The sequence below is a fragment of the Micromonospora sp. NBC_00898 genome, from assembly GCF_045207895.1.
Classification (GTDB): Bacteria; Actinomycetota; Actinomycetes; order Mycobacteriales; family Micromonosporaceae; genus Micromonospora.
In genome coordinates, this window is record NZ_CP108775.1 from 3,616,744 (window position 1) to 3,641,048 (window position 24,305).

At 69.7% G+C, this 24,305-nt stretch carries 20 protein-coding genes and 1 pseudogene; 12 read left to right on the forward strand and 9 right to left on the reverse strand.

Annotation, left to right across the window (positions count from 1 at the left end; translation table 11 throughout):
- Window positions 1-90 precede the first annotated feature (90 nt).
- The 4 genes from OG799_RS17630 (at window position 91) to OG799_RS17645 (ending at window position 3,363) form a co-directional block, all read left to right on the forward strand.
- Complete coding sequence (locus tag OG799_RS17630) at window positions 91-1,173, forward strand: carbohydrate ABC transporter permease (protein WP_406046120.1); 1,083 nt, start codon at window positions 91-93, stop codon at window positions 1,171-1,173.
- 5 nt (window positions 1,174-1,178) lie between these two features.
- On the forward strand, window positions 1,179-2,072 hold the full coding sequence (locus OG799_RS17635) for a carbohydrate ABC transporter permease (protein ID WP_406046121.1): 894 nt from the start codon (window positions 1,179-1,181) through the stop codon (window positions 2,070-2,072).
- An 86-nt stretch (window positions 2,073-2,158) separates the two neighbouring features.
- Window positions 2,159-2,320 (forward strand): hypothetical protein, encoded by a 162-nt coding sequence (locus tag OG799_RS17640; RefSeq protein ID WP_406046122.1) that lies wholly within the window; start codon window positions 2,159-2,161, stop codon window positions 2,318-2,320.
- An 11-nt stretch (window positions 2,321-2,331) separates the two neighbouring features.
- Window positions 2,332-3,363 carry a LacI family DNA-binding transcriptional regulator gene (locus OG799_RS17645; RefSeq protein WP_406046123.1) on the forward strand — a complete coding sequence of 344 codons (1,032 nt, stop codon included), beginning with the start codon at window positions 2,332-2,334 and terminating at the stop codon, window positions 3,361-3,363.
- A 183-nt stretch (window positions 3,364-3,546) separates the two neighbouring features.
- Here OG799_RS17645 and OG799_RS17650 read toward each other — a convergent pair whose 3' ends face one another.
- Complete coding sequence (locus OG799_RS17650; protein WP_406046124.1) at window positions 3,547-4,035, reverse strand: hypothetical protein; 489 nt, start codon at window positions 4,033-4,035, stop codon at window positions 3,547-3,549.
- A 287-nt stretch (window positions 4,036-4,322) separates the two neighbouring features.
- Between OG799_RS17650 and ddaH the strand changes: the two genes are divergently transcribed.
- Window positions 4,323-5,150 carry a dimethylargininase gene (ddaH, locus tag OG799_RS17655; protein WP_406046125.1) on the forward strand — a complete coding sequence of 276 codons (828 nt, stop codon included), beginning with the start codon at window positions 4,323-4,325 and terminating at the stop codon, window positions 5,148-5,150.
- A gap of 82 nt (window positions 5,151-5,232) precedes the next feature.
- On the opposite strand, the gene OG799_RS17660 is transcribed toward ddaH, so the two are convergent.
- Window positions 5,233-5,667 carry a GNAT family N-acetyltransferase gene (locus OG799_RS17660; protein WP_406046126.1) on the reverse strand — a complete coding sequence of 145 codons (435 nt, stop codon included), beginning with the start codon at window positions 5,665-5,667 and terminating at the stop codon, window positions 5,233-5,235.
- 858 nt (window positions 5,668-6,525) lie between these two features.
- Between OG799_RS17660 and OG799_RS17665 the strand changes: the two genes are divergently transcribed.
- From OG799_RS17665 to OG799_RS17680, 4 genes are all read left to right on the forward strand, one after another.
- Window positions 6,526-8,433: a GTP-binding protein gene (locus OG799_RS17665; RefSeq protein ID WP_406046127.1), complete on the forward strand. Its 1,908-nt coding sequence runs from the start codon at window positions 6,526-6,528 to the stop codon at window positions 8,431-8,433.
- Window positions 8,405-8,587 carry a hypothetical protein gene (locus OG799_RS17670; RefSeq protein ID WP_406046128.1) on the forward strand — a complete coding sequence of 61 codons (183 nt, stop codon included), beginning with the start codon at window positions 8,405-8,407 and terminating at the stop codon, window positions 8,585-8,587. The genes OG799_RS17665 and OG799_RS17670 overlap by 29 nt, the downstream gene beginning before the upstream one ends.
- A 118-nt stretch (window positions 8,588-8,705) precedes the next feature.
- Window positions 8,706-10,577: an ABC transporter ATP-binding protein gene (locus OG799_RS17675; protein WP_406046129.1), complete on the forward strand. Its 1,872-nt coding sequence runs from the start codon at window positions 8,706-8,708 to the stop codon at window positions 10,575-10,577.
- A gap of 41 nt (window positions 10,578-10,618) precedes the next feature.
- Window positions 10,619-12,304, forward strand: a complete 1,686-nt coding sequence (locus OG799_RS17680) for an ABC transporter ATP-binding protein (RefSeq protein ID WP_406046313.1) — start codon at window positions 10,619-10,621, stop codon at window positions 12,302-12,304.
- 113 nt (window positions 12,305-12,417) lie between these two features.
- On the opposite strand, the gene OG799_RS17685 is transcribed toward OG799_RS17680, so the two are convergent.
- Together OG799_RS17685 and OG799_RS17690 are read right to left on the reverse strand one after the other, a co-directional pair.
- Window positions 12,418-12,795, reverse strand: a complete 378-nt coding sequence (locus OG799_RS17685; protein ID WP_406046130.1) for an ArsR/SmtB family transcription factor — start codon at window positions 12,793-12,795, stop codon at window positions 12,418-12,420.
- A 468-nt stretch (window positions 12,796-13,263) separates the two neighbouring features.
- Window positions 13,264-14,022 carry a hypothetical protein gene (locus OG799_RS17690; protein WP_406046131.1) on the reverse strand — a complete coding sequence of 253 codons (759 nt, stop codon included), beginning with the start codon at window positions 14,020-14,022 and terminating at the stop codon, window positions 13,264-13,266.
- 312 nt (window positions 14,023-14,334) lie between these two features.
- On the opposite strand from OG799_RS17690, the gene OG799_RS17695 reads away from it, so the two are divergent.
- The 3 genes and pseudogenes from OG799_RS17695 to OG799_RS17705 all read left to right on the forward strand — a co-directional run.
- The gene (locus OG799_RS17695) at window positions 14,335-14,943 is read left to right on the forward strand and encodes an IS607 family transposase (RefSeq protein WP_406046132.1); all 609 of its coding nucleotides are present in this window, start codon (window positions 14,335-14,337) and stop codon (window positions 14,941-14,943) included.
- Window positions 14,943-16,928, forward strand: a complete 1,986-nt coding sequence (locus OG799_RS17700; protein ID WP_406046133.1) for a zinc ribbon domain-containing protein — start codon at window positions 14,943-14,945, stop codon at window positions 16,926-16,928. The genes OG799_RS17695 and OG799_RS17700 overlap by 1 nt, the downstream gene beginning before the upstream one ends.
- A 332-nt stretch (window positions 16,929-17,260) precedes the next feature.
- Window positions 17,261-17,497: pseudogene (locus OG799_RS17705) on the forward strand (transposase); the annotation flags it as partial.
- Window positions 17,498-17,764: 267 nt separating this feature from the next.
- Here OG799_RS17705 and OG799_RS17710 read toward each other — a convergent pair.
- From OG799_RS17710 to OG799_RS17730, 5 genes are all read right to left on the reverse strand, one after another.
- Window positions 17,765-19,402 (reverse strand): GMC family oxidoreductase, encoded by a 1,638-nt coding sequence (locus tag OG799_RS17710; RefSeq protein ID WP_406046134.1) that lies wholly within the window; start codon window positions 19,400-19,402, stop codon window positions 17,765-17,767.
- Window positions 19,403-19,490: 88 nt separating this feature from the next.
- On the reverse strand, window positions 19,491-21,026 hold the full coding sequence (locus OG799_RS17715; RefSeq protein ID WP_406046135.1) for a GMC oxidoreductase: 1,536 nt from the start codon (window positions 21,024-21,026) through the stop codon (window positions 19,491-19,493).
- A gap of 1 nt (window position 21,027) precedes the next feature.
- Window positions 21,028-21,921 (reverse strand): carbohydrate ABC transporter permease, encoded by an 894-nt coding sequence (locus OG799_RS17720; RefSeq protein ID WP_406046136.1) that lies wholly within the window; start codon window positions 21,919-21,921, stop codon window positions 21,028-21,030.
- A complete protein-coding gene (locus OG799_RS17725; protein WP_406046137.1) occupies window positions 21,918-22,838 on the reverse strand; it encodes a carbohydrate ABC transporter permease in 921 nt (306 codons plus the stop codon). The genes OG799_RS17720 and OG799_RS17725 overlap by 4 nt, the downstream gene beginning before the upstream one ends.
- Window positions 22,839-23,019: 181 nt before the next feature.
- Window positions 23,020-24,273, reverse strand: a complete 1,254-nt coding sequence (locus OG799_RS17730) for an ABC transporter substrate-binding protein (RefSeq protein ID WP_406046138.1) — start codon at window positions 24,271-24,273, stop codon at window positions 23,020-23,022.
- Between the last annotated feature and the right edge of the window lie 32 nt (window positions 24,274-24,305).

Sequence of the window (24,305 nt, forward strand, 5' to 3'; positions counted from 1 at the left end):
CCGGGCAAGCCGCCCGGTCCCGCACCCCGGACCCCGCTCGGCAGGCTTCAGTGCGGTGTCTGAGCCGCACCTTTGGGCAAGGAGGCCCACATGAGCACCACCGTCGAGGGCGCAGAGGCGAGGCGCACGAGCCCCCGTCGCGAGCAGAGGAGGAAGGGGCTGAACGCGGGCCAGGGCCGCCGCGCGCTCTTCCTCGTGGCGCCGACGGTCGTCCTCCTCGGCGTCGTGATCGTCTACCCGCTGGTCAAGGCGATCGTCCTGTCCTTCCAGAGCGACTCGGGCCTGGACAAGGCCACCGGGATGTTCGTCGAGGGCGGCTTCGCGGGCCTGGACAACTACAAGCACTGGCTGCTGGCGCAGTGCAGCACCGCGACGGGCACCAGCACCTGTCCGCCGGGCAACATCGGGTCGCTGTTCTGGCCAGCGCTCGGGGTCACCGTGTTCTTCACGGTCGTCTCGGTGGCGATCGAGGTCGTCCTCGGCCTCTGGTTCGCCACCATCATGAACCGCGTGTTCCGCGGCCGCGGCCTGGTCCGCGCCGCGATTCTCGTGCCGTGGGCCATCCCGACCGCGGTCACCGCGAAGCTGTGGTTCTTCATCTTCGCGTACGACGGCATTGCCAACCACCTGCTCGGCTTCGTCGGCGTCAGCCCGGTGCTCTGGACCGGTGACACGTGGCCCTCGCGCTTCGCGGTCATCATGGCCGATGTCTGGAAGACCACGCCGTTCATGGCCCTGCTCATCCTCGCCGGCCTGCAGCTGATCAGCTCCGACGTCTACGAGGCCGCCCAAATCGACGGGGCGTCGCGCTGGCAGACGTTCACCCGGATCACCCTGCCGATAATCAAGGTGCCGCTGATGGTGGCGGTCCTGTTCCGCACCCTCGACGTGCTGCGCATCTTCGACCTGCCCTACATCCTCACCGGTGGTGGCGGCGGCACTGGCCACGCGACGATGACGCTGTCCATTCTCGTGATCAAGCAGATCCGCGAGGGCTTCCACAGCGCCTCGGCGCTCTCGACGGTCGTGTTCCTCGTCATCGCGCTCGTCGCGTTCCTGTTCATCCGGTTCGGCGGCGCCGACGTCGTGAAGCGTCCGCCCAAGGGCAAGCGTGGCGAGAAGCTGGTGCCGCGCAACGACGCATCGGTCGGGTCGACCGTGGAAGGGAACTGACAGCCATGGCCATCGCCACCGTCACCCACAGGGCCACGGTCACCCGCGAGCAGCACGTCAAGAGCGGACGCTGGCGCACCATCCGCGGCTACACCGGCCTGCTGCTCATCGTCGTCTGGGGCCTGGCGCCGTTCTACTGGATGATCGTCACAGCGTTCCGGGACGTGGGCTACACCTTCGACACCACCCCGTGGCCGACACACGTGACCCTGGACAACTTCCAGACGGCGTTCTCCACGGACCGTGGCAACCACTTTGCCCATGCGCTGCTCAACAGCCTCATCATCGGGGTCATCACGACGGCGCTGGCCATGCTGGTCGGCGTCTTCGCCGCCTACGCGATCTCCCGGCTGAACTTCGCGGGCAAATACCTCGTCCTGGGCTTCATCCTCGGCGCCTCGATGTTCCCCGGTGTCGCGCTGGTGTCCCCGCTGTTCCAGATGTTCTCCTCGTGGGGCTGGCTGACGGGGTACAACTACCAGGCGCTGATCATCCCCAACATCTCCTTCGCGCTCCCACTCACCGTCTACACCTTGACGGCGTTCTTCTCCGAGATGCCGTGGGAGCTTGAGGAGTCGGCGCGCATGGACGGCTGCACCCAGGGCCAGGCGTTCCGCAAGATCTTGCTCCCGCTGGCAGCGCCCGGCTTGTTCACCACCGCGATCCTGGCGTTCATCAGTGCCTGGAACGAGTTCCTGCTGTCGTCCCAGTTCGCCACCGCCAACACCCAGCCGGTCACTGTCGCCATCGCGAGCTTCACCGGTTCCCAGCCGCACCAGGAGCCGTACACGGCCGTCATGGCCGCCGGGACCATCGTCACGGTGCCACTCATCATCATGGTGCTGTTCTTCCAGCGCGCCATCGTCTCCGGCCTGACCGCCGGCGGCGTCAAGGGCTGACGGCGGCGACGGAGGACGGAATGGGCATCTTCAACCCCGGGAGCGGGACGGGCAGCCACCCACGTGCCCGTGCCCAGCGCCTGGACATGCTTATCGGTCTCTTGGGCTTCTTCACCGTGATGGCGTTCATCCAGACCGTCCTGCTGGAGTTGCGCGGGCAGGCCGCCGGCCTGTCCGCGCTCTTCCTCGCGGTGCTCGTCGTGCTGCTGCTCCTGGCAGCCCGCGCACGGCGGAAGATCCAGCTCTAGGCCTGGCTGTCATGAGCACCATCAACGATGTAGCCAGGGCGGCGGGCGTGTCGGTCGCCACGGTGTCACGCGCGCTGCGCGGTCTCGACCGGGTCAGCCCGCAGACGCGCGCCCGCGTCGCGCAGGCCGCCACTGAGCTGCACTACGTCGCGTCCCCGACCGCGTCGTCCCTCGCCAGCGGGCGCACCAAGGTCGTGGCCGTCGTCGTGCCGTTCCTGACCCGGTGGTTCTTCGCCACGGTGATCAGCGGAATCGAAAAGGCGTTGCGCCGCCACGACCACCACGTCCTGCTGATCGACCTTGAGGGCGAGTCCTTCGGCACTCGGCTGCACCTGAGCCACAGCATGCTCTGGAAGCGCGTGGACGGCGTGATCGTCCTGGCGACCCCGCTCGACGAGCAGGAGCAGGCGCTCATCGACCGTCTCGGGTTGCCGGTCGTCACGATCGGCAACCGGATCCGCGACTGGTCGTGCGTGCGGATCGACGACAAGGAGGCGATGCGGACCGCGGTGCGCCATGTCCTGGACCTCGGGCACACCGACGTCGCCTACGTCGGCGGCGTGCCGGACGCCAGCGCCCACCTGCAGACCCCCCAGGACCGGGCCCGGGCCTTCGCGGACACCTTGGCCGAGCGGGGGCTGGGCTGTCCGCCGGAGTGGGTCGTCGAGTCCGACTGGACGGCCGTCGGGGCGGCACGCGACATCATGGCGGTCCTGAACGGCCCGTCCTGCCCCACCGCGGTCGTCGCCGCATCCGACGAGATGGCCCTCGGCGTCATGGTCGCTGCCCGGCGGTCGGGCCTGGCCGTACCCCAGGACCTGTCCGTCATCGGAGTCGACGACCACGTCCTTTCGGAAGCTCTCGACCTGACGACGGTGCGCCAGGACGTGCTGCGCCAAGGACGCCGCGCCGGTGAGGCGCTCATGCGCCAGCTTGTGGACGAGGCTGCCGCTGCCGTCGACGAGGTCATGCCGGTGCAGCTGGTCGTGCGCGCGTCCACCGCGCCACCCCCGAAGACGCGCGGAGGCACCCGCCGTAGCTGAGGACAGCGACCTGGACAGCTACGACCAGGCGGATGCTTCGTGGTAGGCCCCGCCAACGTCGCCACCACATCCGATCATCATTCCAGTGGGTTCGCCGTTGGACCTTCCCGGGCAGACCAGCAATCGGCAAGGCCGGGGCGGGCAGACCGTTGACAGTCGCACGCCCCGCGGCAGAAGCGTGCGTTACCGAGATCCCAGTCGGCCGATGAACCCCAACAGCACATTGGCGCCTACCAGCACGGTGCCACCGATCAGGAAGAACATGCCGATGATTTGGAAGGTCTCGCGGCTGGAGCTGGGCGCGCGGTTCGTATCGATCTTCAGATCCAGCACCTCGATGTGGATGGGCTCGCCCCGGTAAAACGTCACACGCACAGGGACGCCGGCCACGTCGGGAAGCTGTCCAGCGAGCGTCACGTTCGCTGAAATGTGGCGCCCGCTGACGTCCATCTTCGCCTGGTCGTGGGTCAGCCCGGCCATCGTGCCGTGGAGGGTGATCTGGCATTCCGCCGAGGTGAACAGTTGACTCTCGGAACAGGTAGGAGCCTGACGAGCCCGGTTCTCCGCGGCGGCGCTGCGCCATGACGCCAGCAACAGGAACGCGCCTACCGTCCAGAACACCGCCAACGCCACCAGTAAGAAACGTCCCTTCGCGGGCAGGTTCCCCCACACGGGTCCATCGTCCCACCTCAGCGCAAACTTCAGGCGCCCGCACATCGGCAGTTGAGGAAATGGCCGGCTGACCAACGCGACGCACGGACGCCGACGCCTTCGGAGCAGCCGAAGAGGTCACCGAGCAAGAAGTCCTGATCAACCGATATTGATGTTGAGCCGCCAGCCCACACACGTCGCCCTTGTACAGGTCGGCGACGAGCGGCAGTCGCATTCCTCGACGGCGCAGCGCGAGCTGCTGCCTGCCTTGCTTGAGCTTGGCTACAGGCGCACAGCAGACTGGTGGCATGAAGCGAGGCATCGCCCTGGTCCGGCGACCCAGCGGCCGGCTGGCCGAGGGGCTGGTCACCCACATCGAGCGCAGCGACGTGGACGTCGCGCAGGCCCGGCGTCAGCACGAGGCGTACCGGGCCGTGCTGGTCGAAGCCGGCTGGCAGGTGCGCGAGGTCGCTCCCGCCGATCACTGCCCCGACTCGGTGTTCGTCGAGGACACCGTCGTGGTCTGCGGCGGCCTGGCGGTGATCACGCGGCCGGGCGCGCCGCAGCGCCGTCCGGAGATCCCCGGCACCGAGAAGGCGGTACGCGACGCCGGGCTGGAGGTCGTGCGCATCGAGGCTCCCGGGTCGCTGGACGGCGGCGACGTGCTGCAGGTCGGCACCACCGTGTACGTGGGCCGAGGCGGCCGCACCAACGCTGAGGGCCTGGTCCAGCTGCGTGCCCACCTGGCGCCCCGCGGGCGCAGGGTGATCCCGGTCCCGCTGCGCGACGTGCTGCATCTCAAGTCGGCCGTGACCGCGCTGCCCGACGGCACCCTGCTCGCGCTGCCGGAACTGCTCGACGCGGCGGCGCTGCGGCAGCCGGTGCGCACGGTCGATGAGGAGGCCGGCTGCCACGTCGTACCGCTCGGTGATGACCTCGTGCTGCTGGCCGCGTCGGCGCCGCGCACCGCGGCGCTCGTGGCGGACCTCGGCTTCACGCCGGTTGTCGTCGATATCGGCGAGTACGAGAAGCTCGAGGGCTGCGTCACCTGCCTGAGCGTGCTGATCCCCCGGGTCCAGCCCACGCCCCAGCCGGACCCGGTCGGCGGCAGGAGCGTGCACTCAGGCGATCGCTAAAGCTCGATCCAGTAACGCCGGGCTGGGCCGAATCTGGTGTCCTGGACGCCTTCGAGTACGCCGCCGCACCGCTCGATCGTCCTCACCGAGGCGGCATTGTCGACCGCGCAGCTGCCAGCACCCGATCCAGGCCCAGCGTCCGTGCCTCGTCGAGCATCCGGCCCAGAGCCCAGGTGGCCAGCCCCCGGCGGCGGGCGGACGGCCGGATGCCGTAGCCGATGTGGCCGGCCCACAGCACGTAGTCGCTGCTACCGTGCCGCAGCGCGATCCCGCCGAGCACCCGATTGCTCTCGACGATCCATCGATAGGTGCAACGCCCTTTGCCGGCATCCAGCGGTTTCGCCGGATCCGACTGGCCCAGTAGCCGGGCTACCCATGCCGCGAACCCGGCTGGCGAATTCACCTCATCGGACGGATGCAGCCCGAAACCGTCCTCGTGCTGCCCGGGGCCCCACTCCGCGTGCGCCTCGAGCCAGGCGGTGTGCAGCCGGGTGGTGGGCGCGATCAGTTCTTTCACCCGGCAACGGTAATGCCGAGATCGTCGTACGCACACTGGAGCCAGGCCTTGGCCCCACCGGTTGAGGCGGCGCGCTGTCGATCGGGACGGCCCCGCCCATCAGCCGCTCGTACTTTGCACCGATGTCGTCGAGTCGGAAATAGAACGTGCACCGGTTCCATGGGGCAACCCTCGTCCGCCGGGAGGCTGGCAGTGGCCCCTCCCGTCCGGCCCGGCGCGAGTTCGAGCGACCGCCAGGCCGATGAGCACGCTGGAGCTGCGCATGCGACCCCAGCAACGGGTCGACGCGCCATGCCTCTTATCGCGGATTCCGGCGCGCACCTTTCGGACCGCCGCGGCATCAATGCGACATCACGCTCGCCGTCGCCCCCAGACGTGGGGGCGCAGGTCCTGGGAGCGGGCGGCGTAACGGCGGGCGAACAGGCCGCGGCCGCCGGCCACGCCGTACCTGAGGGTCTCCGCACCGAGGCGAGTGATGCGGTAGGCGTCAGCTGGGTGTTGGGAAGGGTCGCGTACCACGAGGCCATGGGTCACTAGTCATCCCCTGCCTTCGGCCAAGGCGGCGTTGACGTCCGGATCGCGGGCGGTCCCTGGCACGGACCGGGCTGGGGGCGGGTGGCTCGCAAAATCGCTTGCCGCCGAAGGATGCCGTTGTAGCGTGAATCGCGGCGGACGTATCCGGGTCACGGAGCGCCGCGCCGACGGCCGAGATGATCAGGTCGACGACACGAAGGTTCCTGTTGGAGTCGGACGGAAGGAAGAGGGAGATGCGGCGACACCTCGGAGTTAGCCAGCTTCCTTCCCGTTCCCTATCCTCCAAGGACCCTCGTGGCCGAAAGAACGTTGAACCTTGGCATTTTGGCGCACATCGACGCCGGTAAGACCAGTCTCACCGAGCGGCTGCTGTTCGACAACGGCGTGATCGCCCGGCTCGGCAGCGTCGACAGCGGCGACACCCAGACGGACAAGGGCGATCTGGAGCGGGAACGTGGCATCACGATCCGCTCCGCGGTTGCCGCGTTCCCCCTCGACGAACTTCAGGTCAACCTGGTCGACACCCCCGGCCACCCGGACTTCATCGCGGAGGTCGAACGGGCGCTGTCGGTGCTCGACGGCGCGGTGCTCGTGGTGTCCGCGGTCGAGGGGGTGCAGGCACAGACCCGGGTGCTGATGAAATCGCTCAGGAGGATGGGGCTGCCGACCTTGATCTTCGTCAACAAGATCGACCGGATGGGCGCCCGGTACGACTCGCTGCTCGCCGAGATCCGGCGCAAACTCGTGCCGCACGTGGTCCCGATGAACTCCGTACGCGCCCTGGGCACGCCGGACGCCGCGACCGCCCCCATGAACGAGTGGGAGTTCCACAACCGGACGGCCGAGATCCTCGCCGACCACGATGACGTCCTGTTTGCTCGGCTCGTCGACGGGTCGGTCCCCGCACGCGATGAACTGGACACGTTGATCGCGCGGCAGACCGCCGCCGGCGTACTGCACCCGGTGTTCTTCGGCTCGGCCCTGACCGGACAGGGCACCGGCGAACTGACCAACGGAATCGCGGCGTTCCTGCCACCGGCGGTCAATGGAGCAGCCGGCGGCGCGCGGGCTGGGGAGACAGCGGCCGACGACGCGACGGCCGCCGGCACGGTCTTCGCCGTGGAACGCGGCATTGGCGGGGAGAAGATTGCCTACCTGCGGTTGTTCGCCGGAGAGCTGCGCGAACGGCAACGCGTGGTGTTCCATCGGCCAGGGTCGGGCGGCGGGACCAGCACCCACGCCGGCCGGATCACCGGACTCGAGCGAGTCGGCCCGGCCGCGGCGGCCGCGACCTCCCCGAGGACATCCGCTGACGGCAGGACCGGCCGCGGTCGGCCCGGGGCGGACCGGCGCCGGCTCACGGCCGGCGACATCGGAAAGCTCCGTGGGCTGTCGCAGATCCGGGTCGGCGATCGGTTGGGTGAGCGGGACGCGGCGGCCGGGCACCCGCATTTCTCGCCCCCGAGCCTGGAGACGGTCGTCCGGGCCCGGCAGCCCGGCCAGGGGGCGCGGCTGCACGCCGCGTTGACCAGCCTCGCCGACGAGGACCCGCTCATCCGTACCCGCACCGCTGGCGACGGGGCGACGTCAGTCTTGCTGTACGGCGCCGTACAGCAAGAGGTCATCGAGGCCCGGCTGCGGCGCGAATTCGGGGTGGAGGCCGTCTTTGAGCCGGTCCGACCGGTCTATCTCGAGCGACCCGTCCGGGCCGGCGAGTCGGCGTCGGAGATCGACCGGCACGGGCCGAACCTGTTCTGGGCGACGATCGGGCTGCGCGTCGAGCCCGGCGCGATCGGCTCCGGCGTCAGCTACGTACGCGGGGTCGAGCCGGGGCTGGTGTCCCGCGCCTTTCACCGCGCGATCGAGGAGACCAGCCGGCGGACCCTGCAGCAGGGGCTGCACGGGTGGGAGGTGACCGACTGCGTCGTCACCCTGTACCGGGTGGGTTTCGCGGCCCCGCTCAGCACGGCCGGGGACTTCCGGAACCTCACCCCGCTGGTCCTCATGCGCGCGTTGGGAAACGCCGGGACCCGGGTGTTCGAACCCTGCCACTCGCTGGAGGTCGAGGTGCCCGGTGACGCGCTGAGCGGCGTGCTTGGCTTCCTCAGCTCGCTCGGCGCCGACATCACCGAGTCGGTGGGAACAGGGCGCGTCCTGGTTGATCACCGGTGGCCTTCCGGCGCGACTGGTCCAGGAGTTCGCCATGGCGTTGCCCGGGCTGACCGGTGGTGAGGGAGCCGTGTGGTCGCATCCCGGCACGGACCGGCCCGTCCGCGGGGCGGCCCCGGACCGCGAACGCTCCGACGGCAACCCGCTCAACTACGAGGAGTACCTGCGGTTCCTGGCCAACCGCAGCCTCACCAGCAGCGCGACCACGCCGGGATGACGCACGGCCGAACCGGGGGGATATTGGGTGGGTACGTCACCAGCCCGCTCGGTAGTTTTGGCGGGTGCCCCCACAGATTCCGCATCCCGAGCCCGGTGTCCCGGACACGAGGGGGCCGATGCGGTACGTCTGGTGGCTGGTTCGCTGCCAACCCTGGCGGGTGCTGCGCGGCACCGTGGTCGGCACGGCGTGGATGATCGGGCTGTCGGTCCGGCCGTACCTGGTCTCCCGCGCCGTCGACGACGGGCTGCGCGCGCACGACACCCGAGCCCTGCTGCTCTGGGTCGCGGCAATCGTCGTCGCGGGGGCGGGGCTGTCGTACCTGGGCATCATGCGGCACCGCACGATGACCTTCGTCCGCGAGGACGCGACGGCCCGCTCCGCGGCGGTCCTGCTGCGCCAGCTGTCCCGGATCGGCGCGGTGCTGCCGCGCCGGCTCGCCGCGGGGGAGGTCGCCACGGTCGGCGGCTCCGACATCGGCTACACGTCGCAGGTGCTGACGATGACCGGCCCGGGCGTCGGCGCGGTCATCGCGTACGCGGTCATCGCCGTCGTGCTGTGGGCGGTCTCCCCGTTGCTGGCGCTGTGCGTGCTGCTGGGCGTGCCGGCGATCGCGCTGATCATCGGACCGCTGCTGCGCCGCCTCGAACGGGCGGAGTCCGTATACCGGCACCAGCAGGGCGTCCTCACCACCCGGGCCGGCGACATCGTGGCCGGGCTGCGGGTGCTGGCCGGGGTCGGCGGCCGCGGCCTGTTCGCCCGCCGGTACGCCGCCCGCTCCCAGGACCTGCTCGCCGAGGGCTACCGGGTCGGTGCCGTCTACAGCTGGATCGACGCGTTGACGGTCGCCATACCGGGGCTGTTCCTCGCGGCCGTGGTGTGGCTCGCGGCCCGGATGGCGGTAGCCGGCGACATCACGGTCGGGCAGATGGTCGCCGTCTACGGATACGTGGCGACGCTCATCGTGCCGGTCTGGTTCCTGTTGGAGGGCAGCTACGGGGTGATCCGGGGCCGGGTCGCCGCCCGCCGCATCATCGCCCTGCTCAACCTGACCCCGGACCATGTCGGCGGCCCGACCCCGCACGACCTCGGCGGGCCGGCTCCGCACAACGTCGGCGGACCGCCCCCGCCGGACGTGGGCGGGTCGGCAACCGTACCCGGTGCCCGCCGACCGCAAGCCGGGTCCGCGCCGGTACGGCCCGCGGACCTGTACGACCCCGCTTGCGGCCTGACCGTGCGCGACGGTCGGCTGATCGGCGTCGCCGCCGACGACCCGGCCGAGGCCATCGCCCTGGCCGACCGGCTCGGACGCTATGTCGTCAGCGACGTGACCTGGGGCGGCGTGCCGCTGACCGGGATCGCACTCGACCAGGTACGCGCCCGGATCCTGGTCGCCGACCACGACTCCTACCTCTTCGCCGGGACCCTACGGGACATCCTGCGTGGCCGGGAGGCGAGCGCCGACGGCCGGGCGGGGAACGGCGACGGCCGAGCCCGGGCAGGGACCTGCGACACCCTCGCCCGGAAGGGATGCGCTGACCACCGGGTCACGGCGGCCCTGCGTATCGCGTCGGCGGAGGACGTCGCCGACGCGCTGCCGGACGGGCTCGGCACCCAGATCGACACCCGGGCCCGCACGCTCTCCGGCGGCCAGCGCCAACGGGTACGGCTGGCCCGGGCGCTGCTCGCCGAACCTGAGGTGCTGATCCTCATCGACCCGACGTCGGCGGTGGACGCGCACACGGAGGCGCGGATCGCCGAGCGGCTGCGCGCGGCGCGGGCCGGGCGGACCACCATCGTGCTCGCCACGTCACCGTTGCTGCTCGGGCACGCCGACACGGTCGCACATCTGAGCGAGGGTCGGATCGTCGCCACCGGCACGCACGCCGAACTGCTCGAACGGGACCGAGGCTACCGGCAGTTGGTGGCCCGGGGCAGCGACGCCCTGGACTCCGAAGACTTCACCGGGGCCGAGGGGGCGTTGCGGTGAGCCGGCTGCCGGTAGCGGACCGGGCCGCCGTCCGACGGGAGATGCTGGACCTCGTCGGCCGGGACCGGCGCGCGGTCCTGGTCGTGCTGGTGCTGCACGGTGCCGCCGCGATCGCCGGACTAGCCGCGCCGTGGCTGCTCGGCAGAATCGTCGACCAGGTTGCCGCCGGCGCGGGCGTCGCCACCGTGGACCGCTTGGCGGTGGCGATCGGCGGATGCGTTCTGGTGCAGGCGCTGCTTTCCCGGTACGCCCAGTACGCCGGTCACCGGTTCGGGGAGCGGGCGGTTGCCCGGCTGCGCGAGGAGTTCATCCGCAAGACGCTCGGCCTGCCCGTCTCCGTCGTCGAGCGGGCCGGCTCCGGGGACCTCGCCACCCGCAGCTCGGTCGACGTATCGACCGTCGGGACCACCGTCCGCGACGTCGTGCCCACCATCGTCATCGCGTCGGCGCAGCTGACGCTGCTGTTCGGGGCGATCTTCCTGCTGCACCCGATGCTCGGCCTGGTCGCGCTGGCCGGGCTGCCGCCGATCTGGGCGGCGAGCCGCTGGTACCTGCGGCGGGCCAGTTCCGCCTACCTCGCCGAGGGCGCCGCCACCGCGGAGCTGACCGAGACGCTGACCACGACCGCCGAGGGCGCGCGCACCGTGGAGGCGCTGCGCCTCACCGACGACCGGATCGTCCACGGCACCGAGCGCATCGCCCGGGTGTGGGCCACCCGACGGGCGACGCTCGCGCTGCGGACCGTGTTCTACACGGTGGTGGAGGCCAGCTATCCGCTGCCGATCGCCGCGGTGCTGCTAGTCGGCGGATTCTTCCTGTCCAAGGGGATGGTCTCGCTCGGTGAGGTGGTTGCCGCCGCGCTCTATCTCCAGCAGGCGATCGAGCCGTTGGACCGGATCCTGCAGTGGACCGAACAGGCGCAGCGCGGCTTCGCGTCGTTCGCCCGGGTGCTCGGCGTCGGCCAGGTGCCGCCGGAGCCGCCCGGCAAGGCGTCCGCGCCGCCTGGGGAGCGGCTCGTCGTGCGCGGCGCCCGATTCTCGTACGCCGACGGCCACGACGTCCTGCACGGCATCGACCTGGAGGTACGGCCCGGCGAGCGGCTGGCCGTCGTCGGCCCGTCGGGCGCCGGGAAGTCCACCCTTGCTCGGCTGCTGGCCGGGATCGACGCGCCGCGACACGGCGTGGTCAGCATCGGCGGCTGCCCGGTCACCGACCTGGACCCCGCCGAGCGCCGCCGCCGGATCGCCCTGGTCACCCAGGAACACCACGTATTCATCGGCTCGGTGCGCGACAACCTCGCCTTCGCCGCGCCGGACGCGTCCGACGACCAGATGCGGTCCGCGCTGGTCGCCGTCGGCGCCGACTGGTACGCCGAGCTGCCCGACGGCCTCGACACGGAACTCGGCGACGGGGCCCGGCAGCTCGGGGCGGCCGAGGCGCAGCAGCTCGCCCTGGCCCGGCTGGTGCTCGCCGACCCGCACACGCTGATCCTCGACGAGGCGACCGCCGCGCTGGATCCGACCACCGCCCGGCGAACCGAGCGGGCGCTGGCCGCCGTGCTCACCGGACGGACCGTCATCGCGATCGCGCACCGGCTCAACACCGCGCACGACGCCGACCGGGTCGCCGTGATGGAGGACGGCCGGATCACCGAACTCGGCAGCCACGACGAACTCGTCCGCGCCGACGGGGCGTACGCCTCCCTTTGGCGCTCCTGGCACAGCTGAGAGGTCCGTGCAGCAACCACCGGGCCGGCTCGCCGTCGCGCCCTGCTCGCCCGATCTCCCGCATCAGTCCGCGGGGCCGAGGCCGGAGTGAAGGGCGGTGAGATTGTCACCCGTCAGCGGGTTTTCCGCGCTGATCGCTTGCGTGGCGGGGTCAGCAGATCCGCGATCGTCGCGATCGCGCTCGGCACCAGCCGGTAGTACGCCCAGACACCGCGCTTCTCCCGCTCCAGCAAGCCGGCCTCGGTGAGGATACGCAGGTGGTGACTGACCGTGGGCTGCGAAAGCCCGAGCGGCGCAGTCAGGTCAGAGACGGACGCCTCGCCCTCGGGGGCCGACTGGATCAGGCTGAGCAGCCGCAGCCGGGCGGGATCCGCGAATGCCTTCAGAACCCCCGCGAGCCGCTCGGCATCGGCACGTTTGATCGGCTCGCCGGCGAGCGGCGAGACTTGAGGCCTAGTCATCCCAGCCGACGTATTTCCCACGTAAGCCATCCTTCCACCAGCAGCATCCACCCACGCGCATATCGGCAATACACGACGTCTGCGAGAGTGATCTGGACGGCCTGGCGGCGTGACAGTGGCGACCGCTGCCGACGGCTCGGACAGCTGGATCATTGCGGGGCTCGGACTCGTGGTAGCCGTCTACCCGGGATTGGCCCTGCGGGGCCAGCGGACGCCGGTCGCTGTGCCGCTCGGCCGGTCTCTCCGACCTCGGGTTGCTCGAATCGACGCATGGAGGATCGTCGAGCTGCGGTGGGCGGAGGCGTATGTCAGGGCAGGCATGTCCGGTGAGGACGAGCCTTTGGACATTGATCATGGTGAGCCGGCACCGCTCCCCAACCATTGGGGTTGAGACCACCCTGGCCTTCGGCACGCTGCCCACTCGCCGGGTTCAACCCGAGGTCCAAGCCGAGTGCCCAAGATCGGGTCTTGCATGGCTTCCTTGACAAGCGCGATGGTTCATCGGTGTGCCGGTTCCGCTGCGGTGGCGCGCCGACTGAGCTGGTGCAGCCGTCGGGCGAGCAGCACGTACCAGGCCTCGAGGAACACGACGGAGAATACGGCGATGAACACGCCCACACCCGGGACGTACAGGCCCAGCCCGACCGTGTTCGCCACGATGGCCAACCAGCCGGTTGGCTTGCCAAATGGACCGCTGCGCAGCATCACGGCGCCGAGGCCGATACCGGCGGCGGAGCCCAGCAGGTAGGCGGTCTGGAAGGCGGTGCCCTGCCACATTGCGAGGGTCGCTTCGCCGGCTGCCACGGCGGCGGCTCGCTGGGCTTCGGTGGTGGCGGCCGCGTGCTGGTCGCTGAGGGTGGCCATCGCGATGGCGGGGTTAGCGGCAAGGTACATAACGACGCCGACAAGGCCGAGCGCCACGGCGGTCACCACAACCGACGCGGACGCCTGCCGCAGCGCGACGTAGAGGGCCAGCAGGATCGGGATCAGCAGCACGTTGTCGGCCACCAGCAGCAGGTCCAGGTTGACCAGGCCAGCCAGCCGGTGGTTACGGAGCAGGGTGAACCAGTCGGCGGCGGTGCCATCGAGTGGAGGCGGCCAAACAAGGAACACGGCGACCTGGATCGGGATGAACACCGCTGAGATGAGGGCGGCGGCCGCAGCGGCGCGGTACAGCAGCCTCCAGCGCACGCCGGTGGCCTCGCCGGCGAGTGCCGGGTTCGCGATGCGATCGTGGCGGTGGACGAACGTCTGCACGAGGTGATCGTCACGCCGAACCCGACGCGCACGGAAGTACCGGACGGCCCGTCCTGGGGGGTCTTTCGTCGCCGGCGTACAGGGTCCTGGCCTGACGGGTGCCACCTCGGGGATCGGACCTTGCCGACCCCTGTGCCGCGCTCGCAGCTGTGTGGCGGACGAGGGCCGCTCGGCCAGCAAAGGCGATGGACGCTGGTTGGCGGACCACCAACGGTCAGGTCATCCTGCGGATGAGCGCGACACCCCAGTGTTGTCAGGGTGTGCCACTGCTGGTTGATTGGCTAAGCGATCCTATGTGGTACTTTCTCGGTCGTGTCGTTGCTGCGTCTGGGTCCGGCTGCGGAGTACATCGGTGTGCATCCTGTGACTTTGCGTCGGTGGGCGGATGAGGGTCGTGTGGCGGTGACGTGGGTGGGTCGGGAGCGTCGGTTCGACTCTGCGTTGCTGGACGTGTTCGTGGGTCGTGGTGAGGCGGAGCGGCCGCGGCGTGAGGCGTTGTATGTGCGGGTGTCGGGTACGACGGGTCAGGAGTCGTCGCTGGTGGTCCAGGAGGCGGAGTTGCGGGCTACGGCTGCCGGCGAGGTGGTGGCGGTGTTCAGGGACAGGGCGTCTGGGCTGCGGGAGAACCGGCCGGGTCTGACGCGGCTGCTGAAGGCAGCGGCGGCGGGCGAGTTCACGGTGGTGAGAGTGACCCACAGCGACCGGCTGGCCCGGTTCGGCACCGCCTGGTTGAGCGCTTTGCTTGCCCGTGACGGGGTGAGCGTCGAGGTGCTGCATTCGAAGGGTTCGGCCGGTGGGATCGAGGAACTGTTAGACGACTTCATGTCCCTGGTGGCGACGTTCGCCGGCCGGATGTACGGCATCCGGTCCCGTGAGGCCAAGCGCCGGCTGCTGGCAGCCGCGGGTGAGGGCGTGGGGTAGTGGCTGGCGCGTGGTTGACGTCGACGGCGACGTGCACCGCGTACCGGGCGGTGTGCGGCGGTACGCCCGACGCGCCGGGTGTGCGGGTGCCGGTGGCGGGGCGGGTGTTTGCCGAGCGGGTGGGGTGGCTGGCGGACCTGGTGCGGGGCATGGCCGACGAGGTGATCGCCGCGCAGTGGTCGGATGCGGATCTTGCGGTGCTTGCTGGTGGGGTCGGCGTTGATGGGAGGCGTCTGCCGGCCAGTGGGTGGATGGCGTTGCGCCGGCTCGGTTGGGGTGCGGTGGCGGCGGCGGGTGTGGTGGTGTCGGACCGGGTTCGTCGCATCGCCGAGGAAGAAGCCGCCCGCGCTCTGCGGCTGGGATGTCACCGTCGTGCGGTGGTTGCCGCCCTGCTGGCGACGTGGCCGGCCGATCCGTTCGCGCGTACCGATGGCGAATGGTCGGGGTTGCGGGCGGCGCTACCCGAAGGCACCGATACCGCGACGATCCGTAACCGCACCCGGCAGATCACCGCATACGTGGGCGTGCATGGGCGGCTGCCGGCGGGGTTGTGTGAGTTGGAGGGTCCGCCGGTTGTGGCGCGGCAGGTGAGCCTGGCCGCTGCCGATCGGCAACAGGTCGTCGTCGACCGGGTCGACGACCGCATGATCCGGGTGTGGTCGCAGCTTCCGACATGCGCGGCGCCGGTCTCCTACCGTGACTGGCTGTGGCATGCCTTCGACGTGGCGCTGCCGGCGAGCGTGCCCGCCGGGGTGAAGGTGTGCAGCCCGACGGTGCGGCCCCGCGACGGCAGGGTTCGGGTCGACCTGCCGTGGCAGGCCCCGCACACCCCGCCGCCGGTGGACGGGCACACGCGTGGGCTGGGTGTCGACTGGGGGGTGAACACCCTGCTGACCGCCACCGTGGCCGACCTCGAGGGCGGCTGCGTCGTCGTGGACGGGCGTCCGTTGCGGTTCGACGCGACCGGCGTGTCGGCGAAACTGGTGCGACTACGCCGCCACCGCGAACACCTCAACACCAAAGCCGACCACCTGTCCCGGCTGCGGGACGGCCGGCCCGCCGACGCCCCCGCCGAGGCGGCCCTGGCCGGCAAGCTTGCCTGCTTGGAGGCCGAGCATGCGGCGGTGTGCGCCCGGATCCGGCATCTCAACCACGCGGTTGCCTGGTCGGCGGCGCGGTGGCTGGTCGACCACGCGACCGGGGTCGGCGCCACCGTCGTCTACGTCGAGAACCTCGCGACGCTCGAGGCGGGTGGCCGGTCACGCAGCCTCAACCGGCGACTGTCCGGTGCGGTACGCGGCACGGTGTTCACCGCCGTCGCTCACCTCGCCGCGCAAGCCGGTATCGCGGTCGTGACTGTTCCGGCGCGTGGCACGTCGTCGGGCTGTCCCCGCTGCGGCGGCGCGGTCACGCACGTCAAGACGCCGGACCGGTGCGTGGCCGGGTACCGGTGGGCGATTTGCTCGTGTGGCCTGTCACTGGACCGCGACCACGCCGCCGCGCAACGCATCGCCGCCCGAGGCCTGGCCAACCAGACCAAAACCCGCCCCGACCGTAGCGGCCAGGCCGCGATCCACGCAGCCACCGACACACCCGTGCGGCGCCGGGCGCGTCGACCAACCCCAGCCGCGACGACCAGGCCGGTGCGGGACCGACGCAAGACCGCACCCACCCGCAAGCAGACCCGACCTACAGGTGCCAAAACCTCACGCCTGCTGCCCTTGCGACGGCAGGTTCCCGCCCCGACAGAACCCCCACCGGGAACTGGCGGCAAGCGTCCGGCGGGACGGACACCCCAGGAGACCAACCCGCCAGGGCCGGTCCGCCAGGTGCCGCACACGGTTCCCACCACCGCCCGGCGACACCCCCACCGGGTCCGCGGGGCAATCCTCGGCCGCGGCTTCCACCGCCACGTACACGCCACCCCCATCACCCACCAGGACGGCGGTACAGGCACGATGTCCGCCCCGCTGAGGATCACATAGGAAACCAGAGACGCTGCGCGGCGGTACTCGTGGATCAGGCCGTCAACGACGTCGACGCGCTCCACCCGGCCGGCGGCCGGCAGGATGGTCACCGTCGTCATCGGCGCGGGCACCGGAATCTCGAGGTGGATCCCGTACCGGGAGCACCTGCATGGCCTTGAACCAGCTCGATGTCTCCGCGCGCCGTTGCGGGCTGAGCCTGCTCGCCGTGCCGGTGACCACCCTGCTCCTTCGTTACGACGTTTGGTTGATGGTCCCGATCGGATGTCATGTTTTTGCCTGGGTGTCGTACCGAGCAGCGGTGGAGGCCGCCCGACGATTCAGCAGGGAAGGTCGATTATGTGTACGTGTGGGCCGACGGCATCCACGTCAACGTGCGCCTCGAGGAGGACAAGCTGTGTCTGCTGGTCATCGTCGGGGTCCGCGCTGACGGCACCAAGGAACTGATCGCCCTGGCCGACGGCTACCGCGAATCGACCGGCTCCTGGGCGGATCTGCTGCGCGACTGCGCCCGCCGAAGCATGCGCGCCCCGATCCTGGCCATCGGCGACGGCGCACTGGGATTCTGGGCCGTGAGCCAGCCGCTTCGATGCGGCGAGGGAATCACTGGTCCGTCAGGCGGCGAATCGACTGCGACCCGCCGGTTGCCGTGTCGCCATCGGGCAGGACCACCAGACGTACGTCCATGGTGTGGGCGGTCGAGACCATGATGCCGTGTTGCTGGCTGTCGCCACCTCCGAGCGTGACGATCGGCCCTTCAACCACCCAGGCGACCAGCGCCCGCCACGCCCGGCGGACAACCTCCCCTAACCGGCTGGACGCAGGGCTCTCGCCGGTCAGCTCGGCACCCCCTCGGAGTGAGCGTCGCGAACCGACTTGGAAGCGGCGGCGGGGTTGAGGATGTGATGAGCGCCCTTCTCGCCGATCATGATTGAGGTTGCCTGGGTGTTGCCACTGATCAGGGTGGGCATGATGGACGCGTCGATCACGCGCAGCCCCGGAAGCCCGTGGACTCGCAGCTCCTGGTCCACCACGGCCATGTCGTCGTTGCCCATCTTGCAGGAGCCGACCGGGTGGTAGTCGGTCTTGGCCCACTGCCGGATGTAGTCCCGAATCTCCCGGTCCGTACGCACGTCGGCGCCGGGCATGTGCTCCTTCTTCACGAACGGCGCGTACGCCCTGGTGGCCAGCATCTCCCGCCCCCACCGGAAGCCCTCCATGGAGATTTCCCAGTCGTAGGGGTCGGCCAGGAAGTTCGGGTCGATCGCCGGCGGCACGCTCGGGTCGGCCGACCGCAGGCTGACCGAACCGATGCTCCTGGGCCGGAGGTTGCACGTGTTGATGGTCATGCCGTGTCCCTTGACCCGCATCCGGCCGTGGTCGATGACGTAGGCGGGCAGGCAGTGCATCTGGATGTCGGGCGCATCCACCTTGTCGCTGCTGCGCACGAACATGCCCGCCTCGCAGACCGACGCGGTGACCGGCCCGGTCCGGTAGAGCACGTACTGGATTCCGGCGGCCAGGGCCTTGAGTGGTCGGTCGGACTCGTTGTAGCTGACCGGGATCGTCTCGGCGGTCAGGTACACGTCCATGTGGTCCTGGAAGTTCCTGCCCACTCCGGGCAGGTCGTGGACGACGTCGACGCCCAGGGCCCGCAGCTCGTCGGCCGGCCCGATTCCGGAGAGCAACAGCAGGCGCGGAGAGTTGACCGCTCCGGCGGAGAGGACCACCTCACGGTCGGCACAGGCCACCGCCGGCTTGCCCTTGACGGTGTACTTGAGCCCGACGGCACGGCCCTTCTCCACCAGGATCTGCGTACCGAGGGCGTGCGGCTGGATGATGAGGTTCTTGCGGTCGCGCGCCGGGCGCAGGTACGCCGTCGAGGCGCTCTCCCGACGGGCGTTGCGCTGGGTGACGTCATAGAAGCCGATCCCGTCCTGGACGGCACCGTTGAAGTCCGGGGTGAAGGTCAGGCCGAGTTCCTGGGCCGCCCTGACGAAGGCCTTGCTGAGCGGGTTGTACTGCACCTGCTCACTGACGGCCATCGGACCGTCGCTGCCGTGGTACCGGTCGTTGAGCCGCTCGTTGCGCTCCGCCTTGCGGAAGAACGGCAGGACCTGTTCGTATCCCCAGTCGTCGTTGCCCAGCTCGGCCCACTTCTCGTAGTCCAGCTTATTGCCGCGAATGTAGATCATCGCGTTGATGGAGGTGCTACCGCCGAGGGTCCGCCCCTGCGGGTACCACATGCGACGACTGTTGAGCTGAGCCTGGGGCACGGTTTCGAAGCCCCAGTTCACGCTGGGGCTCGTCAGCTTGGTGAACCCGACCGGCATGTGGATCAGGGGGTTCCAGTCCCGACCTCCCGCCTCGAGCAGGAGCACCGTCGTGTCGGGGTCCTCGGTGAGTCGGGAGGCCACGGCGCATCCGGCCGCCCCGGCGCCGACCACGATGTAGTCATAACGGTTCTCGGACATTCGCCTTGATCCTTTGCTCAGTACGGGTTCCAAGATGCGGTCGAGAGCGGCCCAACCGCCCGCACCGTCCGGTGCTGTACGTCTCGCGTCAGCTGGTCAGGGCGCCCAGGCTCGCCACGCGGAGGGCGTTCGCGGCGATCGTCAGGGCAGGGTTGAGGGCGGTCGAGGAGGGGAAGACCGAACTGTCGGTGATCCACAGGTTGTCCAGGTCGTGCGTCCGGCCGGTCGGATCTACCACGCTGGTGGCAGGGTCGGTGCCCATCACGGCAGTCCCGCACTGGTGGGAGCTGGTCGCGATGTTCATCCGCTCGGAGAAGACCAACGGGTAGCCGGCCGCGCGCATCACGGCGCCGACCCTTTTCACCAACTCCGCGTGCGGGGCCAGATTGTTGGCCCGCCACCGCACGCCGAGTCGGCCGTCGTCGCGGAGCACCACCTGGTTCTCCGGGTCGGGCAGGTCCTCTGTGGTCAGATAGATGTCCACGCTGTGGTCGGTCAGGTAGCGCAGGATCGGCAGCGGCACCTGGGGGCGGGCCGCCTTGATCATCGACGCCCGCAGCTTGCCCAGCATCTGCAGGTTTCCCAACGGGAGCTCGGTGTGTCGCCCCGACAGGTACCAGTCGTTGATGCCCAGTGTCTTCTGGAACACCACGTCGTTGCGCCGCCGCGGGTCGACGGCCACCAGGAAGGTGGTGTTGTGCACCATGTACCGCCGGCCCACCAGACCAGAGCCGTTGGCCAGGCCCCGCCCGTCCTCGCCGGACGCCAGCAGCAGCGCCGCGGTGTTCACCGCGCTGGCGGCCAGGACGAACCGATCCGCCGTGATGCGCACCGTGCCGCCGTCGACCTCGGCGACAGCGGCCACCACCCGGCGTCCGTCCCCGCTCGTCTCCAGACGCCGCACGCGGGTGCGCGTCAGCAGGCGCACGCCGGCCTCCGTGGCGGGGCGCACCGCACGGGTCTCGGCGTCGCTCTTCGCCTCGACCTTGCACGGGAACCCGTCGCAGGTGCGGCAGCGGATACAGCCGCCTCCCTCGCGTCGGTCGACGCCTGTTGGCATCAGGAACGGGTTCAACCCCTGCGCGCCGAGTCGCGCCGCGAGGTCCGCCATGGCCGGCTCATGCTCCAGCGCCGGGTACGGATAGTCCCCGGAGCGCCACGGCTCGGTCGGGTCGCCACCCGGGCTGCCGTGCACACCGAACAGCCGCTCCGCGGCCAGGTAGTGCGGCTCCATCTCCGCGTACGTCACTGGCCACGCCGGGGAGGTGCCGTCGGCGTGCTCCAGCGCGGTGAAGTCCTTCTCGCGGAAGCGCGGCAGGCAGGCGCCGTACACCTTGGTGTTGCCACCAACGTAGTAGTGCACCCCGGGGAGGAACTCGGCGCCCGTGGACTCGTCGATCCACGGTTCGGCGTTCTTGTACCGCCCCTTGGCGAAGACCTCCTCGACCGACCAGTTCTGCTCCTCGCGGGGCAGATGGTCGCCGCGTTCGACGAGCAGCACATCGGCGCCGCTGTCCCGGAGCGCCCAGGCCAGGGTTCCCCCTCCCATGCCCGATCCGATGATCGCGATGTCGCACGTGATCTCGTCGGCGTGGTCGGGGCTGACCAACGGGTACGAGCTCATGTCACTTCACCGATCCCGCGGTCAGACCGCGGACGAAGAACTTGCCGAGCGTCATGTACACGAGGGCGGTGGGGATCGCCGCGAGCAGTGCGCCGGCCATGACGGTGTTCCACTGCACGGAGAAGTTCCCGGACAGGTTGTTCAGCGCAACGGTGATCGGCTGCTTGGTCGGGTCGGGAACCACCGTGATCCCGAACAGGAAGTCGTTCCACTGGTTGGTGAACTGGAAGATGCCGCAGACCACGAACGCGGGCAACGCCAGCGGGAGCATCACCTTCCGGAAGATCAGCCAGTGCGAGGCGCCGTCCACCTGACCGGCTTCGATGATCTCGTGCGGCAGGCCGGCGAAGTAGTTACGGAAGATCAGCGCCGCGATCGGGATGCCGTACACGACGTGTACCAGGCCCAGACCCACCAGGCTGCCGTACAGGTGGATCGTGACGAGGAACCGGACCATCGGCACCAGAATCACCTGGTACGGGATGAACATCCCCATCAGCATCAGGCCGAACGCCAGGTTGCTGAGCCGGAAGGGCAGCTTGGCGAACACGTACCCGACCAGGGCTCCCAGCAGCGAGCTGACCACCGTGGCCGGGAGGACAACGAGCAGGCTGTTGCGGAAGTTGGGCCCCAGGGCCGCCCACGCGGTGGTCAGGCCCTCGAAGTCGATCTTCTTGGGCAGTTCCCACATGTGCGGAGCGTCCGCTTGGGCGCCGGACTTCAGTCCGGCCATCACCATGATGTACACGGGCGCGAGGAACAGCACCGCCAGCGCGACCAGGGCGACCAGCCCCAGGACCCGGCCCACCGTGACGGGTTGACCCCCCGGACGCCAGGGGCGGCGCCGTACCGGCGCAGCAGGCGCGGTCGCGGTGGCGTTGGTGGTCGTGGTCATCGCTTCGCGCCCTTCGTGCTGCGGTAGAGGTAAGGCACCATCACCAGGCTCACGAGCACGAGCATCACGACGGACGCCGCGGCACCGGTGTTGTAGCGCAGCGCTCGGAAGGTCTGGTCGAAGACGAAGATGCCGGGGACGTCGGTGGCGAAGCCAGGCCCCTGCCCGACCATCGCGTAGACCAGGTCGAACGACTTCAGGCTGACGTGGGTCAACAGGATGAGCACGACCACGACCATCGGCCGGAGCAGGCGGAACACAATGTGCCTGTGGTACTGAAAGGTGCTGGCACCGTCCAGGGCCGCCGCCTCCTTGAGTTCCTCCGGGATGCCGGCGAGCGCAGCGAGGAAGTTGGCCATCGCGAACCCGCCCAGTTGCCATGCGGCGGCGATCACGACCGGGATGATGGCCAGCGGGATGCCGAGCTTGGTCTGGATCGCCGAGCCGAACGGGATCACGTCCTTCAGCGAAGCCGACACGTCACCGACCACCGTCGGATCGGTGATCCATTTTGGCTTCGCCTGGATGCCCAACCCCTGCAGGATCAGGTTGGCGCCAGCCGAGGGAGTGAAGATCCATCGCCAGACGACACCGGTCACAATGAACGACAGTGCGTACGGGAAGAGGAAGATGCTGCGGAAGGCGGGGCGGCCGGCAAGGGCGTTGTGCACGAGCAGCGCCAGGACCATCCCGACAACCACCGCCAGTACCAGGAAGAGGACGGTGAAGATGACGATGTTGCGAAGGTCGGTCTGGAACCGCACCTGCGACAGCAGGTCGGTGTAGGTGCTGCCGGCCGGCTTCTTCACCTCGAGGTCCGGCGTGAGCCCCGTCCACTTGGACAGGGAGACCCGGATGGAGTATCCGATGAATCCGTAGACGAAGATTGCGACAAAGCCGAGCGTCGGCACCAGCACGGCCAGTTGAAAGCCGTGGTTGATCCAGAACCGGGACGGCTGTCGACCCTTCCGGGTACGGGCCGGCGCCGACGTGGGCGCTGGCGCGGTTGTGGTTGCCATTGACGTCTCCTCGTCGGGACGGGTGGCCGCTGCGGGCAGGGACCACCCGTCCCGATCGGCTGTTGGGCTAGCTCATGTCCTAGGACTGCGCGGCGTTCGCGAGCGCCTGGGTGAAGCCGTTCACGTCCTTGCTCTGCGTGAACTGGGTGACCGCGTCGAACAGCGCCTGTCCGAACTGCGGGTTCATCGCCTCGCCGTGCACGACCGACTGCACGATCGCGTCACTGGCGAAGGACTTGGCGGCCTGCTGCTGGTACGCCGACAGCGACGAGACGTCGACGTCCGTGCGCAGCGGCACCGACCCCTTCTCCTTGTTGAAGGCGATCTGGACCTCCTTGGAGGCCACCGCTTCGAGGAACTTCTCGGCCTGCGTGGGGTTCTTGGCGTTCTTGGCCATCACCATGGTGTCCACGACAGCGATGAAGGTGCCGTCGGTACCGGGGTGGTTGGTGTAGCCGAAGGCGGTCCCCGGCTGCGCCCCGTCCTTGACCAGTTCGCCGTAGGCCCAGTCACCCATGCTTTCGAACGCGCAGGAGCCGGCGGCGAGCTTCTTGGTGGCCTGGTCCCACGACAGGGCGCTGGCGTCTGGATCGGCGTACTGCAGCATCTTGGCGGTGTTGGCCGCGGCTGCCTTGACCTTGTCGCTGTCCCACTTGGCGCCGCCGGTGGTCAACTGCTTCCACGCGTCGGCGCCGAGCGAGCCCAGGAGCGTGTTCTCGAACAGCTCCGCGATGGCGAAGGTGTCCTTGCCGCCGAGGCACAACGGGACGACGCCGGCGGACTTCAGCTTCGCCAGGTCGGCGAGGAACGCCTCGGTGCCGTACCCGCTCGGGCCGGGGACCGCCACGCCGGCCTTTTCCAACACCTGCTTGTTGAACCACAGGACGTTGCCGCGGTGCGCGCCGGCCGACACACCGTACTGCTTGCCGTCTGCGGAGATGGCGTCGACGAGGTCCTTCGGGATCGCGGCCTTCACCTCGCTGGTGTAGACGCTGGAGGCGTCGCCGACGAGGCCGCCGTCGATGTACTGCTTGATGGCCGCACCGGGGTGGGTCTGCCAGATGTCCGGCGGGTTGCCGCCCTGCAGGCGGGTCTGCAGCACGGCCTGGGCGTTGCTGCCGCCACCGCCGGCGACCGCGCCGTTGACGACGTTGATCCCCGGGTTGGCCTTGCTGTAGCCGTCGAACATGGCCTTGAGCGCGGCGCTTTCAGAACCGGAGGTCCACCAGGAGAAGACCTCCAGGTTCTTGGTGTCGGATCCGCCGCTGGCGCTGGCGCCGGGGGCGCTGGAGCCACCGCAGGCGGCGAGGGCGAGAGTGAGTCCGCCGGCCATCAAGGCCAACGTGATATTGCGGGTGCGCTTCA